Source organism: Pseudolabrys sp. Root1462, from assembly GCF_001426945.1.
Classification (GTDB): domain Bacteria; phylum Pseudomonadota; class Alphaproteobacteria; order Rhizobiales; family Xanthobacteraceae; genus Pseudolabrys.
The window spans coordinates 148461-161774 of the sequence record NZ_LMFS01000004.1 but is presented as its reverse complement, the minus strand read 5'-3'; the positions used below and the strand labels follow the sequence as shown (position 1 = coordinate 161774).

General features: G+C 65.6%; 15 protein-coding genes. 5 read left to right on the top strand and 10 right to left on the bottom strand.

Annotated features, from left to right (window positions below):
- Positions 1 to 2: 2 nt before the first annotated feature.
- The 5 genes from ASD45_RS21685 to modA all read right to left on the bottom strand — a co-directional run bounded on the left by ASD45_RS21685 (position 3) and on the right by modA (position 3634).
- Positions 3 to 548, bottom strand: coding sequence for a DUF6580 family putative transport protein (locus ASD45_RS21685; RefSeq protein ID WP_156381035.1), 546 nt, complete (start codon positions 546 to 548; stop codon positions 3 to 5).
- Between the two features lie 77 nt (positions 549 to 625).
- Positions 626 to 1483: a cobalamin-binding protein gene (locus tag ASD45_RS21680; protein ID WP_244485610.1), complete on the bottom strand. Its 858-nt coding sequence runs from the start codon at positions 1481 to 1483 to the stop codon at positions 626 to 628.
- Positions 1484 to 1506: 23 nt separating this feature from the next.
- Positions 1507 to 2166 carry a molybdenum ABC transporter ATP-binding protein gene (gene modC, locus ASD45_RS21675; RefSeq protein ID WP_056913987.1) on the bottom strand — a complete coding sequence of 220 codons (660 nt, stop codon included), beginning with the start codon at positions 2164 to 2166 and terminating at the stop codon, positions 1507 to 1509.
- A 1-nt stretch (position 2167) separates the two neighbouring features.
- Positions 2168 to 2860 carry a molybdate ABC transporter permease subunit gene (gene modB / locus ASD45_RS21670; RefSeq protein ID WP_056913785.1) on the bottom strand — a complete coding sequence of 231 codons (693 nt, stop codon included), beginning with the start codon at positions 2858 to 2860 and terminating at the stop codon, positions 2168 to 2170.
- 9 nt (positions 2861 to 2869) lie between these two features.
- Positions 2870 to 3634, bottom strand: coding sequence for a molybdate ABC transporter substrate-binding protein (gene modA, locus ASD45_RS21665; protein ID WP_244485632.1), 765 nt, complete (start codon positions 3632 to 3634; stop codon positions 2870 to 2872).
- 229 nt (positions 3635 to 3863) lie between these two features.
- On the opposite strand from modA, the gene ASD45_RS21660 reads away from it, so the two are divergent.
- Complete coding sequence (locus ASD45_RS21660) at positions 3864 to 5489, top strand: GMC family oxidoreductase N-terminal domain-containing protein (protein WP_056913784.1); 1626 nt, start codon at positions 3864 to 3866, stop codon at positions 5487 to 5489.
- A gap of 42 nt (positions 5490 to 5531) precedes the next feature.
- Here ASD45_RS21660 and ASD45_RS21655 read toward each other — a convergent pair whose 3' ends face one another.
- Positions 5532 to 7925, bottom strand: coding sequence for a hypothetical protein (locus ASD45_RS21655; protein WP_056913783.1), 2394 nt, complete (start codon positions 7923 to 7925; stop codon positions 5532 to 5534).
- Positions 7926 to 8172: 247 nt separating this feature from the next.
- Here ASD45_RS21655 and ASD45_RS21650 point away from each other — a divergent pair, with 247 nt between their 5' ends.
- On the top strand, positions 8173 to 8652 hold the full coding sequence (locus ASD45_RS21650) for an Lrp/AsnC family transcriptional regulator (protein WP_056913782.1): 480 nt from the start codon (positions 8173 to 8175) through the stop codon (positions 8650 to 8652).
- Here ASD45_RS21650 and mepA read toward each other — a convergent pair.
- Complete coding sequence (gene mepA, locus ASD45_RS21645; RefSeq protein ID WP_056913781.1) at positions 8649 to 9596, bottom strand: penicillin-insensitive murein endopeptidase; 948 nt, start codon at positions 9594 to 9596, stop codon at positions 8649 to 8651. The genes ASD45_RS21650 and mepA overlap by 4 nt on opposite strands.
- Before the next feature lie 160 nt (positions 9597 to 9756).
- On the opposite strand from mepA, the gene ASD45_RS23770 reads away from it, so the two are divergent.
- The 3 genes from ASD45_RS23770 to ASD45_RS23210 all read left to right on the top strand — a co-directional run bounded on the left by ASD45_RS23770 (position 9757) and on the right by ASD45_RS23210 (position 11826).
- Complete coding sequence (locus ASD45_RS23770) at positions 9757 to 10068, top strand: hypothetical protein (RefSeq protein ID WP_162249482.1); 312 nt, start codon at positions 9757 to 9759, stop codon at positions 10066 to 10068.
- Between the two features lie 200 nt (positions 10069 to 10268).
- Positions 10269 to 11132 carry a L,D-transpeptidase family protein gene (locus ASD45_RS23215; RefSeq protein ID WP_244485608.1) on the top strand — a complete coding sequence of 288 codons (864 nt, stop codon included), beginning with the start codon at positions 10269 to 10271 and terminating at the stop codon, positions 11130 to 11132.
- 64 nt (positions 11133 to 11196) lie between these two features.
- Positions 11197 to 11826: a L,D-transpeptidase gene (locus ASD45_RS23210; RefSeq protein ID WP_200949771.1), complete on the top strand. Its 630-nt coding sequence runs from the start codon at positions 11197 to 11199 to the stop codon at positions 11824 to 11826.
- A gap of 48 nt (positions 11827 to 11874) precedes the next feature.
- Here ASD45_RS23210 and ASD45_RS21625 read toward each other — a convergent pair whose 3' ends face one another.
- From ASD45_RS21625 to ASD45_RS21615, 3 genes are all read right to left on the bottom strand, one after another.
- Positions 11875 to 12177, bottom strand: a complete 303-nt coding sequence (locus ASD45_RS21625; RefSeq protein ID WP_056913779.1) for a hypothetical protein — start codon at positions 12175 to 12177, stop codon at positions 11875 to 11877.
- Positions 12178 to 12248: 71 nt separating this feature from the next.
- Positions 12249 to 12644: a rhodanese-like domain-containing protein gene (locus tag ASD45_RS21620; RefSeq protein WP_056913778.1), complete on the bottom strand. Its 396-nt coding sequence runs from the start codon at positions 12642 to 12644 to the stop codon at positions 12249 to 12251.
- Between the two features lie 79 nt (positions 12645 to 12723).
- Positions 12724 to 13065, bottom strand: a complete 342-nt coding sequence (locus ASD45_RS21615) for a tRNA-binding protein (RefSeq protein ID WP_244485606.1) — start codon at positions 13063 to 13065, stop codon at positions 12724 to 12726.
- Positions 13066 to 13314: the final 249 nt, after the last annotated feature.

Below are 13314 nucleotides of genomic sequence, written 5' to 3'. Positions count from 1 at the left end.
GCTCAGCCGTTGCGGCGCGCCAGCAGCGGCGTGCGCTGTACCATCCAGGCACCGCCGAACAGCACGGCGGTCCAGAACAAATCACCGGCGACGGTGTGCTGGAAGAACGGCAACGCCAGTACGTAGCACCGCGTCAGGCCGGCGAGATCCAAGCTGTACATACCGCTGAACAGCCAGACGGCGAAGTTCGACAACGCGAAGAAGGCCACCGAGCAGCCGAGCATGGTACCAGCGGTGCCGGGGACACCGCGCCATTGGCGCGTCGCCATGCCGGCGAAGGCGGGCAGGGTGATGGCAACATAGGTGATCAGCGAGACCCGCCAGTCGTCGCCGGACAGCGCCAGACCGGACAGCGCCATCGCCGCAAGCGGTACCACCGGCGCCAGCACCGGGTTGCGCAGCATGCGGCCGGCGAACAGCGCGCTCGCCGCGACCGGCATGAAACCCCAGGCGTGCGGCAGCAAGCGCGCGGTGACGTCGAGCGCGATCAGGAAGGCGATCAGCGCGAGGTCGGCCAGCAGGGCGGAGCGGTTTTCGGTCGATTGCATTGCCGTCAAATCCTGTTCGTTATTCGCCATCTTCTTAGCATACCCGCCGCCGCCTAGGCTATCCGCCAAGTGGACCGTCAAACCGGCGTTTTTCGGCCATCGGCGGCCCAATCCGCCATGATGGCGGCGAGCTGGTCGAGCCCGTCAGTCAGCGCGGCCGGGCCGGGCTGCAGGATGACGGTCGACTTGATCTCGCGCAGCCAGCCGGTGGCGACCGCCGGCACGGTCTCGAAACCGGGCCGAGCGGCAACCTTGCCCGGCACGAATTTCTTGCCGCACCACGAGCCGATGATGATGTCGGGCTTGGCTGCCATCACCGCCTCCGGCGTCACGATGCGGTCCTTGGCATTCTTGCGCTTTGACAGGTCGGGGAAGATATCGATGCCGCCGGCGGCTTCGATCAGTTCCGACACCCAGCCGAGCCCGGAGATCATGGGCTCGTCCCATTCCTCGAAATAGACACGCGGGCGGCGCATCAGCTTCGAGGATTGCGCGCGCACCTGATGCAGGCGCGTTTCCAGCGTGCGCGCCAAAGCCTCGGCTTTGGCCGGCTGGCCGACCAGCGCACCGAGCGTGCGGATCATGTCGAAGATGCCGGCGATGTCGCGCTGGTTAAAGGCGTGCACGGCGACGTTGCTACGGATCAGTTCGGCGACGATGTCGGCCTGCAGATCGGAGAAGGTAAGGACGAGGTCGGGCTCGAGCGCCAGGATCTTCGGCACGTCGGCGGAAATGAAGGCGCCGACGCGCGGCTTCTCCTTGCGCACCCGCGGCGGCCGCACCGCATAGCCGGAAACACCGACAATGCGCCTGTCCTCGCCGAGGAGATAAAGCGTCTCGACGGTCTCTTCGGTCAGGCACACGATGCGGGAGGGCGGGAACATGGGCGCAGTGTAGCGAATGGAGTCGCCGCCGCGAAGGCGGGGCCAAAGCATGTACTCCCCCGGGACGACAGCGACTACAGCAACTCCACGCCCCCGGTCTTCGCCACCTGGCCGTCGTCGAGCAGCACGACGCGGCTGGCGAGCCGCCTCACCTCATTGGCGTCGTGGCTGACATAGATCATCGGCAGCCTGGTGTCGTCGCGCAGGCGAATGAAGTAGGGCAGGATCTCGTTCTTGCGCCGCGCGTCGAGCGATGCCAGCGGCTCGTCGAGCAGCATCAGCCGCGGCTTCATCAAAAGCGCGCGGCCGAGCGCGACGCGCTGGCGCTCGCCGCCGGACAACGCGCCGGGACGCCGCTTGATGAGCGGCGCGATGTCGAGCAATTCGATCACGTGTTTGAACTGCGCCTCGTCGGGCGGCAGGCCGGTCATCCAGCGGCCGTAGTCGAGATTGCGCGCCACCGACAAATGCGGAAACAGCCGGCCGTCCTGAAAAACGTAGCCGATGCGGCGGCGATGAGCCGGCGCGTCGATGCCGGTGGCGCTGTCGAATACGGTGTCGCCGTCGATCGCAATGCGGCCGCGGTCCGGCTTGATCAGGCCGGCGATCATGCCGACGATCGATGTCTTGCCCGAGCCGGACGGTCCGAACAGCGCGGTGACGCCGTTGTCGCCCTCGAAGCTGGCGCTGATGGCGAAGTCCCCGAGCTGTTTGTCGACATCGACCGAAATCACGTCAAACACCATGCACGCGGGCGCCGGCTCGACGGCCGAACCACTCCGACACGATCAACGCCAGCAGCGAGATCGCGACCGCGATCACCACCAGCCTGAGCGCCTGTGCGTCGCCGCCGGGCACCTGCGTCAGCGTGTAGATGGCGGCCGAGATGGTCTGGGTTTCGCCGGGAATGTTGGAGACAAAGGTAATGGTGGCGCCGAATTCGCCGAGCGCCCGTGCGAAGGCCAGCACCGCGCCGGCGATGATGCCGGGCAGGGCCAGCGGCAGCGTCACGGTGATCAGCGTCCAGACGCGGTTGGCACCCAGTGTCGAAGCGGCGTCCTCGAGTTTGCGATCGACGGCTTCGATGGACAGGCGGATGGCGCCGACCATCAGCGGAAACGACATCACTGCGCAGGCCAGCGCCGCGCCGGTCCAGCGAAACGAGAACACGATGCCGACGCTCTCGAGCCATTCGCCGAACAGGCCGCGGCGGCCGAAGGCGATGAGCAGCAGATAGCCGGTGACGACCGGCGGCAGCACCAGGGGCAAATAGATGAAGGCATTGAGCAGCGACTTGCCGGGGAAATTCTTGCGCGCGAGGAGCCACGCCACCGCGATGCCGAGTGGCAGGGACACGAGGGTGGCGACCGCCGCCACCCTCAAAGAGAGGGCGATGGCGGTCCATTCTTCGGGCGACAGCGCGAACATTGGAATGTTCTAGCTGGCTTTCGCGTTGGCCAAAACGCTGAAGCCGTATCTCTCGAAGATTGCCTTGGCGGCATCACCGCGCAGAAAAGCCAGATACTTCGCTGCGCCCGCCTTGGCGCTCGTTGTCGCCGCGATGGGATAGGTCACCGGCGGATATGAGCCGTCAGGGAACGTGCCGATGATCTTGACGCTCGGCTCGATCTTGGCGTCGGTCTCATAGACGATGCCGATCGGCGTTTCGCCGCGGGCGACGAAGGCGAGCGTGGCGCGCACGTTCTCGGCCTGAGCCAGCTTCGGTTCGGCCGCGGCCCAGGCGCCGAGCTTCTCCAGAGCAGCCTTGGCATAGAGGCCGGCCGGCACCGCCTTCACGTCCGCGACGGCGATGCGGTTGTCGCCGGCGAGCTTGGCGATGTCAAAGCCCTGGTCGATCTTGACGTTGGCGAGCTTGGAATCCTTGCCCGCGATCAGCACCAGCTTGTTGCCGAGCAGGTTCGTGCGGCTGTCGGCCTTGATGAGATTTTTCCCGGCGACGTAGTCCATCCAGTTGAGGTCGGCGGAGATGAAGATGTCGGCCGGCGCGCCGTTTTCAATCTGCTTGGCGAGCGCCGAGGATGCAGCGTAGCTCGCCGTCACCTTGATGCCCGTCGCCTTGGTGAACGCGGCGTTGGTGTCGTCGAGCGCGTTCTTCAGCGAGGCGGCCGCGAACACGGTGAGGCTGTCGGCGCTCTGGCTCTGCGCGCGCGCCGGCAGCGCTGCGGTGAGGGCAAGGGCCATGAGGCCGGCGGCAATGGACATGGTCTTGAACACGGCGGTACTCCTCGCGCGCCTTGACGGCGCCGGATGGCGTCAAATCGGTTGTCGTGTCGATCCGTCGCCGGAACCGCCGTTCCGACTTTCGCGGGGTGCATGCACAATGCGCCGCCGGTGCCAAGAGCCTAGCAAGTTCCCGCCCGCTTGTCACCGTTCCTGCCATCACGCAAACTCGCGGCAAGAGGAAACGTCAATGGCAACGGTTACGCCCCTCGAGGGCGAGTACGACTACATCATCGTCGGCGCCGGCTCGGCCGGCTGCGTGCTGGCGAACCGGCTTTCCGCCGATCCGTCCAAGCGCGTGCTGCTGCTGGAAGCCGGCGGCAAGGACAATTGGATCTGGTTTCACATTCCGGTCGGCTACCTGTTCGCCATCGGCAATCCGCGCGCCGACTGGATGTTCAAGACCGAGCCGGAGGCGGGCCTCAACGGCCGCAGCCTCAATTACCCGCGCGGCAAGGTGATCGGCGGCTGCTCGGCGATCAACGGCATGATTTACATGCTGGGGCAGGCAACCGATTACGACCAGTGGCGCCAGCTCGGCCTGCCCGGCTGGTCGTGGGACGACGTCCGGCCTTATTTCCGCAAGCACGTCGATCACTTTCTCACGGGCGACATGCACGCGCAGGGTGGCGAGTGGCGCGTCGAGCAGCAGCGGCTGTCGTGGGAAATCCTCGAAGCGTTCCGCCGCGCGGCGATCCAGTACGGCATTCCGGAAAGTGTCGATTTCAACACCGGCGACAACGAAGGCATCGGCTATTTCCACGTCAATCAGCGACGTGGCCGGCGCTGGTCGGCGGCGCGCGGCTTCCTCAAGCCGGCGCTCAATCGCCCGAATTTGCGGCTCGAAACCGGATGCCAGGCCGAAGCTCTTTTGTTCGACGGCGCGCGCGCCAGCGGCGTGCGCTTTCGCCAGCACGGCGTGGCGCGCAGCGCGCAATGCCGCGGCGAAGTCATCCTCGCCGCCGGCGCCATCGGCTCACCGCATTTGTTGATGCTGTCGGGCATCGGTCCGGCCACGCATCTCGGCAATTACGACATTCCCGCGCGCCTTGATCGGCCCGGCGTCGGCGAGAACTTGCAGGACCATCTGCAGCTGCGCACGATCTACAAGGTCGAGGGCGTGCGCACGCTCAACGCCGTCAACGCGACCCGGCTCGGTCAGCTCAGCATGGGCCTGGATTACGTTTTCCGCCGCCGCGGGCCGATGACGATGGCGCCGTCGCAGCTCGGCGCTTTCACGAAGTCCGATCCGACCCAGGATCGCGCCAACATTCAGTATCACGTGCAGCCCTTGTCGCTGGAGAAGTTCGGTGACCCGCTGCATCCGTTCCCGGCCTTCACCGCCAGCGTCGCCAATCTGCGGCCGACGTCGCGCGGTGCGGTGACGCTGAAATCGGCCGATCCGGCGCAGGCCCCGGCGATCGCGCCGCATTACCTGTCGACCGAGGAGGATCGCCGCGTCGCCGCCGACTCGATCCGCGTCACGCGCCGCATCGTTTCACAGCCGGCGTTGCGCAACTATCATCCAGTCGAATATCTGCCGGGCGAAGGCATCAAGAGCGACGACGACGTGGCGCTGGCCAAGGCGGCCGGCGATATCGGCACCACGATCTTCCATCCGGTCGGCACCGCGAAGATGGGCCGCGACGACGATCGCCTGGCCGTGGTGGACGCGCGGCTGCGCGTCATCGGTGTCGACGGCTTGCGCGTCATCGATGCCTCGGTGATGCCGTCGATCACGAGCGGCAACACCAATTCGCCGACCATGATGATTGCCGAGAAGGGCGCGGCGATGGTGATGGAGGATGGGCGGTGATGTTACCCCTCTCCCTCCCCGTAAGGTCGGGGAGAGGGAAAACTACAACGCCTTCAGGTATCGCATCGGCCGGCCCGGCGCGATGGCTTCGGCGGCGGCGATGATGGCGTTCGAGTCGATGCCATAGTGTTTGTAGAGATCGGCGAGCGTGCCGGTCTGACCGAAGTGCTCGACGCCGAGCCCGCGCGTGCGATTGCCGTGCACGGCCCCCAACCACGACAGCGTTGCCGGGTGACCGTCGATGACGGTGACGATGCCGCAGTGCGGCTGAAGATCACCGAGCAGGCGTTCGATATGCGAGCGTGCATGCACAAGGCCGCGCTCTCTTGCGCGCTGCGCCGCGGTCCAGCCGGCATTGAGACGATCCGCCGACGTGACGGCGAGCAAACCGATGTCGCGGCGGTCTTCCGCCATCAGGCCGACGGCGGCAATAGCTTCCGGCGCGATGGCGCCGCTATAGGCGACGATGACCTGACAGTTCGGACCGGGCTCGCGCAGCCAGTAGGCGCCGTCGATGATGTGCTGGCGCAGTTCCGGCGTCATGGTGCGCTGGATCTGTTCGATCGGCCGGGTCGACAGCCGCAGGTAAACCGAGCCGCCGCTCTCGTCGCGCAGCCAGCTTTTTTCGGAAGCCTCGGCGTCCTTGCCGTCCTTCTGCATGTAGTCGAACGACCAGCGCATGATCTCCGCGAGTTCGTCGACGAAGGCCGGCTCGAACGAGGCCAGACCGTCCTGCGCCATGCCGATCAGCGGTTCGGCGATCGACTGATGCGCGCCGCCTTCGCCGGCCAAGGTGACGCCCGACGGCGTCGCCACCACCATGAAACGCGAGTCCTGATAGCAGCCGTAATTGAGCTGATCGAGGCCGCGGGCGATGAATGGATCGTACAAGGTACCGATCGGCAGCAGCCGCACGCCGTTGATGGAATGCGACAGGCCGAGGGCCGAAAGATTGATGAACAGGTTGGACTCGGCAATGCCCAGCTCCATGTGCTGGCCCTTCGGCGAGAACTCCCAATTGAACGTCGACGGAATCTGTTCGCTCTTGAAGGTGTCGGCCATCGCCTCGCGGGCGAACAGACCACGCCGGTTCACCCAGGGGCCGAGATTGGTCGAAACCGTGACGTCCGGCGACGTCGTAACGATACGGCTTGCGAACTCCGTGTCGGCGCGGCCGATCTCATGGAGAATCGTGCCGAAGCCGGTCTGCGTCGCCATGGTCGGCTGAATCGTTATCTGCAGGGTTTCCGGCACCGGAATGGCCGGCGCGGTCAAGCGACGTTCGCCGCCGGAGACGAAAGGCACCTTGTCGAGGAAGGCTTGCAAGGTGTCCGGATTGTCGAGGCCTTCGAACTTGTCCCATTCATGCCCCGGACGCACGGCCATCTTGCCCCGGAAGGTCTCCATCTGTGCCGGGGTCATCAGTCCGGCATGATTGTCCTTGTGACCTGCCATCGGCAGGCCGAAGCCCTTCACCGTATAGCAGATGAAGCAGGTCGGCTTTTCCGGATCGGCGCCATGGAAGGCTTCCAGCAGCGCCGGCAGATCGTGACCGCCGAGGTTGTTCATCAGCGCCGCGAGTTCATCGTCGCTGCGCTTTTCGATCAGTTTCGATACCGGCCCTTGATCGCCGATCTCGTCGTTGAGACGCTTGCGCCAGGCCGCGCCGCCGGCGAACACCAGCGCCGAGTACAGCGGGTTCGGACAGGTGTCGATCCAATGTTTCAGCCTGTCGCCGCCCGGCTCCTTGAACGCCGCCTGCTGCAGCGAGCCGTACTTCACGATGGCGACGTTCCAGCCGAAATTCTTGAACAGTTGCTCGTAGCGCTCCCACAGGCCTTCGCGCACCACGGCGTCCAGGCTCTGGCGGTTATAGTCGATGACCCACCAGCAATTACGCAGGCCCTGCTTCCAGCCGTCGAGCAGCGCTTCGAAGATGTTGCCTTCATCGAGCTCGGCGTCGCCGACCAGCGCCACCATGCGGCCTTCGGGACGATCCTTGGCCCAGCCATGCGCCCGCACGTAATCCTGCACCAGCGACGAGAATAAAGTCTGCGCGACGCCGAGGCCCACCGAACCGGTCGAGAAATCGACGTCGTCGGTGTCCTTGGTGCGCGACGGATAGCTCTGCGCGCCCTTGTAGCCGCGGAAGGCTTCCATCTTCTCACGCGTCTGCTTGCCGAACAGATACTGGATGGCATGATAGATCGGCGAGGCGTGGGGCTTCACCGCGACGCGGTCCTGCGGCCGCAGCACATCAAAGTACAGCGCCGTCATGATGGTCGCGAGCGAGGCACTCGAGGCCTGGTGGCCGCCGACCTTCAGCCCGTCATTGTTCTCGCGGATGTGGTTGGCGTTGTGGATCATCCAGCTCGCCAGCCACAGCACCTTGCGCTCGAGGGCACTCAGGGACTTGAGGTTGTCTGCTGATGTCATCCGCGGTCTCCCTTGATCGGTCGTCCCCGCGAAAGCGGGGACCCAAATCCCTGCGACGATAGGGCTGTGGCTATGGGTCCCGGGTCTGGCCATAGCGCGTCAGAGACGCGCGTAAACGCGCTGGTGGCTCGCCCGGGACGACAACCAAATAATGCGCCTGTCGCGGTGGCGGTTCTTGCCAATTCGCGCTATTAATTCGGCAAATATTGGATGATTGTGCGAATTTGACGTTACTTAGAGGCATAAAATGCCAGCTTCAGAACTGGACCCGATTGACCGCAAGATTCTGAATTTGCTGCAATCCGACGGCCGCATGAGCATCAACGATCTCGCCGCGCAAGTCGGGTTGTCGCCGTCGCCGTGCTTGCGCCGCGTCCGGCTGCTGGAAAAGGCCGGCGTGATCAATCGCTATGTGGCGGTGCTCGATCAGCGTGCGGTCGGCCTGCCGGTTTCTGTCTTCATCTCGATCAAGCTCGACAAGCAGCGCGAGGAAATGCTCGAGCGCTTCGGCAAGACGATTTCGCGCTGGCCCGAAGTTCTGGAGTGCTATCTGATGACCGGGCAGCGCGATTATCTGCTGCGCGTCGTGGTGCCGGACCTGCCGAGCTACGAACGCTTTCTCAAGACCAAGCTGACGCGGCTCGACGGCATCGCCTCGATCGAGTCGAGCTTTGCGCTGGAGCAGGTGAAGTACACCAACGTGCTGCCGGTGGACGCAGGGGCCTAGTCGTTCTTCTGCAACGCGGTCAGCGGCTTGTCCGGTGCGGCGAGCACAGTCTTGCAGGCCGGGGGCATGTCGGCGAGCGTGATCGGCTTTGGCGGCTTGGCATTGGGATTGGGCGGCTTCGGTTTCGGATGCAGCACGCGGTCCGAGAACCAGTAATCCAGCGCCTTGCCGCAGCCGTCGCTCTCCGGCACCGGCGGCTGCTTGCGGCAGCTCGGCGAATCCGGCGGGCAGGCGAGGCGGACGTGGATGTGGTCGTGGTGGCCGTACCACGGCCGCACCTTGTCCATCCATTCCGGATGTTTTGCCCCCTGCATCCGGCACATTTCCTGTTTGATCGCGGCGTTCACCAGCACGCGCTCGACGCCGGGTTGTTCGGCGGCGACGCGGATGAAGTCGTAGTGCTGCGGCGTCCAGGTCTTGGTGTTGATGTGCTTCCAGTCGGCGGAGACGAGATTGATTGCCGATGTTTTCTCACGCTCGTCCGCGGAGAGCGTGTGACTGGGCATTGGCATGAACCAGACATCGACATCGAGGCCGATCTGATGACTGAGGTGGCCGAAGGGCAGCGGGCCGCCGCGCGGCTGCGCCATGTCGCCGATCAGGATGCCGTGCCAGCCGGTGGCCTTGGCGGCGGCGGGGGCGAAGCGCTCGAGGAAACGCACCAGGTTGGGATGGCCCCACATGCGATTGCGCGAGATGCGCATCACCTGCCAGGTCGGTCCGTTGACCGGCAGCGCGACGCCGCCCTGCAGGCAGCCGCGCGGATAGTAGCCAATCGCCATGGCCTTGCCGAGGCTTGGCAGCTTCTCGGCCGCGAATAGCTTCTTCGCCGGGATCGGCTCGCCGGACTTGATCGCCTGCTCGACGATGGTCGGTTTCTCCGGCGGCGTCGGCAACGCGACCGCAGGCGCCGGTGTCGGCGGCAGCGCGGCGGGCGCAGGCACAGCGGCAGGAGCGGGAGCGGCATTGCCTTTCGCGCTGTCGGTGCCGAGGGGCGGCGCAACCGGCGGCGGCGCAGAAACAACCGGCGGCGGCTCAGGCGCGGCGGCTGCGGGCGCTGTGGCCTCTTGCGGCGCCGGTTCGCTCGGCGGTGCGGGTGGCGCAGTGACTGGTGTTGCTGATGCTTCGGCAGCCGGCGGCGATGCCGGCGTGGTGGCCGGAGGCACCGACGCAGCCGATGCGACTTGCGGCGGCGGTGCACTGGCGATGGGCGAAGCCGGTCTCGGCATCATGGCGACCGGTGGTGGCGGCGGCGTTTTCGCCGTCGATGACACGATGTCGTCCTGCGCGGCGCCGGAGGTCGCCACCGCGGCCGGGCGTTCGGCTTTCGGGCCGAGCACGTACACGCCTGCGGCAAGTGCCACGGCGCAGACGGCGAAGATGGTGGCCGATTTGATCATGACGGCTGCGATTTAAGCGATTTCCCGGGCGGGTGTCAGGTTAATTGCACGGCATGGTTTAGGCGGAACCGGCGCGGCCGGCGGTGCGCGGCATCGCTAAAAGGCGAGCGCCGCCAAAGACTTTTATGGTTAACGAAAGCTTTACAAGGGCCGTTCCGATGGGCGATCCTAGGGCCCTGGGCAGTATCCCGGTGCGAAACTTGGAAGGAAAGTGTCATGCGTAGCGCCCGTGTTCCTGCGGCTGTGGCCGCGTCGTTCATGTTGGCGCTGGGCGTTGCCTCCCCTTCGGCGGCGCGCGCCGACATTCTCATCACCGTCAGCAAGGCCGATCAGCGCGTCACCGTCGATGTCGATGGCGCCGAGCGGTATCGCTGGCCGGTGTCCACCGGGCGGCGCGGCTACGACACGCCGGCTGGCTCGTTCCGCCCGATCCGCCTGGAACGGAGCTGGTACTCGCGCAAGTACGACTGGGCGCCGATGCCGCATGCCGTGTTCTTCTACAAGGGCTACGCGATGCACGGCACCGTCGAGGAGCGCCGGCTCGGTCGCGCCGCCTCGCATGGCTGCGTGCGGCTGAGCCGCGCCAATGCCACGACTTTATTCGCGCTGCTGCGTGAGCGCGGCAAGAGCAGCGCCCGCATCGAGGTGATCGACGGCCGATTGCCGGCGCCGCTGGCGGACCCGAGGTTGAATATCGCAGACGTCAGGTCGTCGTTGCGAAGCGAGAGCAAGGATGTCGCCAAGGCCGAAAAGAGCGAGGCCAAGGTCGAGCGCAAAACCGAGCCGAAGATCGAGCGCAAGCCGGAACTGGCGCCCGTGATCAAGGTCGCGGCCAGGCGGGACGTTGAAAAGCCGGAAGCCGACACTCCGCCGCCGCGCGTAACCCGGGTGGTGAAAGCCGACGTCGCGAAGCTTCCGCCGAAGGCGAGGATCATCGCGGTGACGCAGCGGCCGGCCCACGCGCAGGTCGAGATCGTGCGCGGCGGCGCTTTCACAGCGGTCGGCGACGATGCCGCGGTGCTGCGCGGCCGCGAAGCCTGGCTGCGCAGCCTCGACCGCAAATACGGGATCACGCGCTAACCAAGCTTTGCGATCGCCGCGATCGGCCTGCGGAAATCGCGGTAAACAGACCGAGGAGTTAGTCATGCGTCTTCTCGCGATCATCGCAGCCCTCGGTGCGCTCGTGGTGGCTGGTCAGCCGGCCCGCGCCGCGGTCCTCATCACCGTCGACAAATCGACGCAGCAATTGACCGTTAGCGTCGACGGCGCGACCCGCTATCGCTGGCCGGTGTCGACCGCGCGCTGGGGCTACAACACGCCGAACGGCGTCTATCGGCCGCAGCGGCTGGAGCGGCAGTGGTATTCACGCAAATACGACTGGTCGCCGATGCCGCATTCGATCTTCTTCGCCGGCGGCTATGCGATCCACGGCAGTTATGAAATTTCCCGCCTCGGCCGCCCGGCCTCGCATGGCTGCATCCGGCTGCATCCGAAGAATGCCGCGACCTTGTTCGAACTGGTGCGGCACAATACCGGGGCGACACGGATCGAAGTGACCGGAAGCCGGCCGGAAGCGATGGTCAGCACGCGGGTCAAGAAATATCGCGAGGCGCCGCCGGTGGAGGTGGTCGAGCGCGGCCGCGTTCAATTGGAGCATCGGGTTTCGCGCCGCCGCGTCGACAGCCGCGCGCTGCGGCAGGACAGCAATTTCGAAGAGATATTCAGCCAGCGGCCGCGCTACCGGGCCAACCGTGCCCAGCGCGATGAGTTTTGATGATTGCCATTCCGGGTTCGCGCTGATGCATGCCCGGAATGGCCCCCGCTAATGGCCCCGGCGTTTCCGCGTCGCCGCGGCTTTCTTGGCCGAGCGCGAGCGCGCCGCCTTCGAGCGTGACGCCGAGGCGCGGCCGCCGACCTTGCCGCCCTTGCGCGATGAAGCGTGGCTTTCCTTCTTGCCGCGGCCGGAGCCGGACTTCTTGCCGCCGCCGGATTCCTTGTTCACCGTCGCCCAGGCGCGCCGTTCGGCTTCCTTCTTCGAGGTGCCGCGCTTCTCGTAACCCTCTTCGATATGCTCGGCCTTACGCTTCTGCTTGGAAGTATAGGCCGCCTTGCTGCCGCGGGGCATGATGCGTTCCTCCTGCCGTTGACACTGCAGAGAGATGAACGCCGCAAAATGTGCGGCGGTTCCGCGCCGCGCTACATGCCGGGCTCGATCGGCTTGTCGACGGCGCCACCGCTCTCGACCCAATCCTTGAACGCACCGAGATTGAGTACCTTGTCGAAGCCGAGATCCTTCAGCGCTTTGCCGGCGAGCGCGGAGCGGCCGCCAGAGGCGCAGTAGACGATGATGGTCTTGTCCTTGGCGAAATTCTTGTCGTGATAGGGCGAGCCCGGATCGGCGCGGAACTCAAGCATGCCGCGCGAGACGTGATGCGCACCGGTCACCATGCCGCTTTTTTCGATTTCCGGCGCATCGCGAACATCGACGACCAGCGCGTTGCCCTTGGCGATGAGATCCTTGGCTTCGGCCGGCGCGATGCGCGGCACCGCAGCGTTGGCCTGCTCCATCAGCTCTTTCAGCGTCGTCGCCATCTTCGCCTCCTTGCGTTGCCATCTGCCGCGGAGAATAGGGCGCGGCGCGCCCCCGAGACAAGGCGTGTGCTCCTGCGGCCTAGAACAGCGCGGCGCCGAGTTCGACTTCCTGCTGCGGCGTCACATAAATCGTCGCGCCCTGCTCACCCGGCACGCCGAGCGTCAGCACTTCGGAAATCTCGGGGCCCATTTTGCGCGGCGCGAAATTGACGACGGCGAGCACCTGGCGGCCGATCAGGTCTTCCTTGGTATAATGGCGATAGGCGCCGCACGACACTTTGGTGCCGATATCGCCGCCGAAGTCGATGGTCATGCGCCAGGTCGGCTTCTTCGTCTGCGCTTCCTCGACCTTGACGATGCGGCCGACGCGGATGTCGAGCGCGTCGAAGTGGGAGAAGTCGGCGGTCGGCTTGATGGGCAATTCGTGTCCTCCGCTCATGCCCGCGAAGCGGGCACCGGTGCTCTGATGCAGACGCACAACGTCACCCCTGTTGTTTGAACGGCGCGGGGGCGCCGGCTTCCCGGTTTATCGAATGGAGCCTCGGGAGGCGCCAGGAGGTTTGCGAGACCTCCAATGACGGGATCCCTTGCGATCGGGCCCGCCGAGCGTGCTTTGCGAGAGCACGCGCCGGCTTGCGAAGCCGGCTGCGCCTCCCGACGCTCCACCATC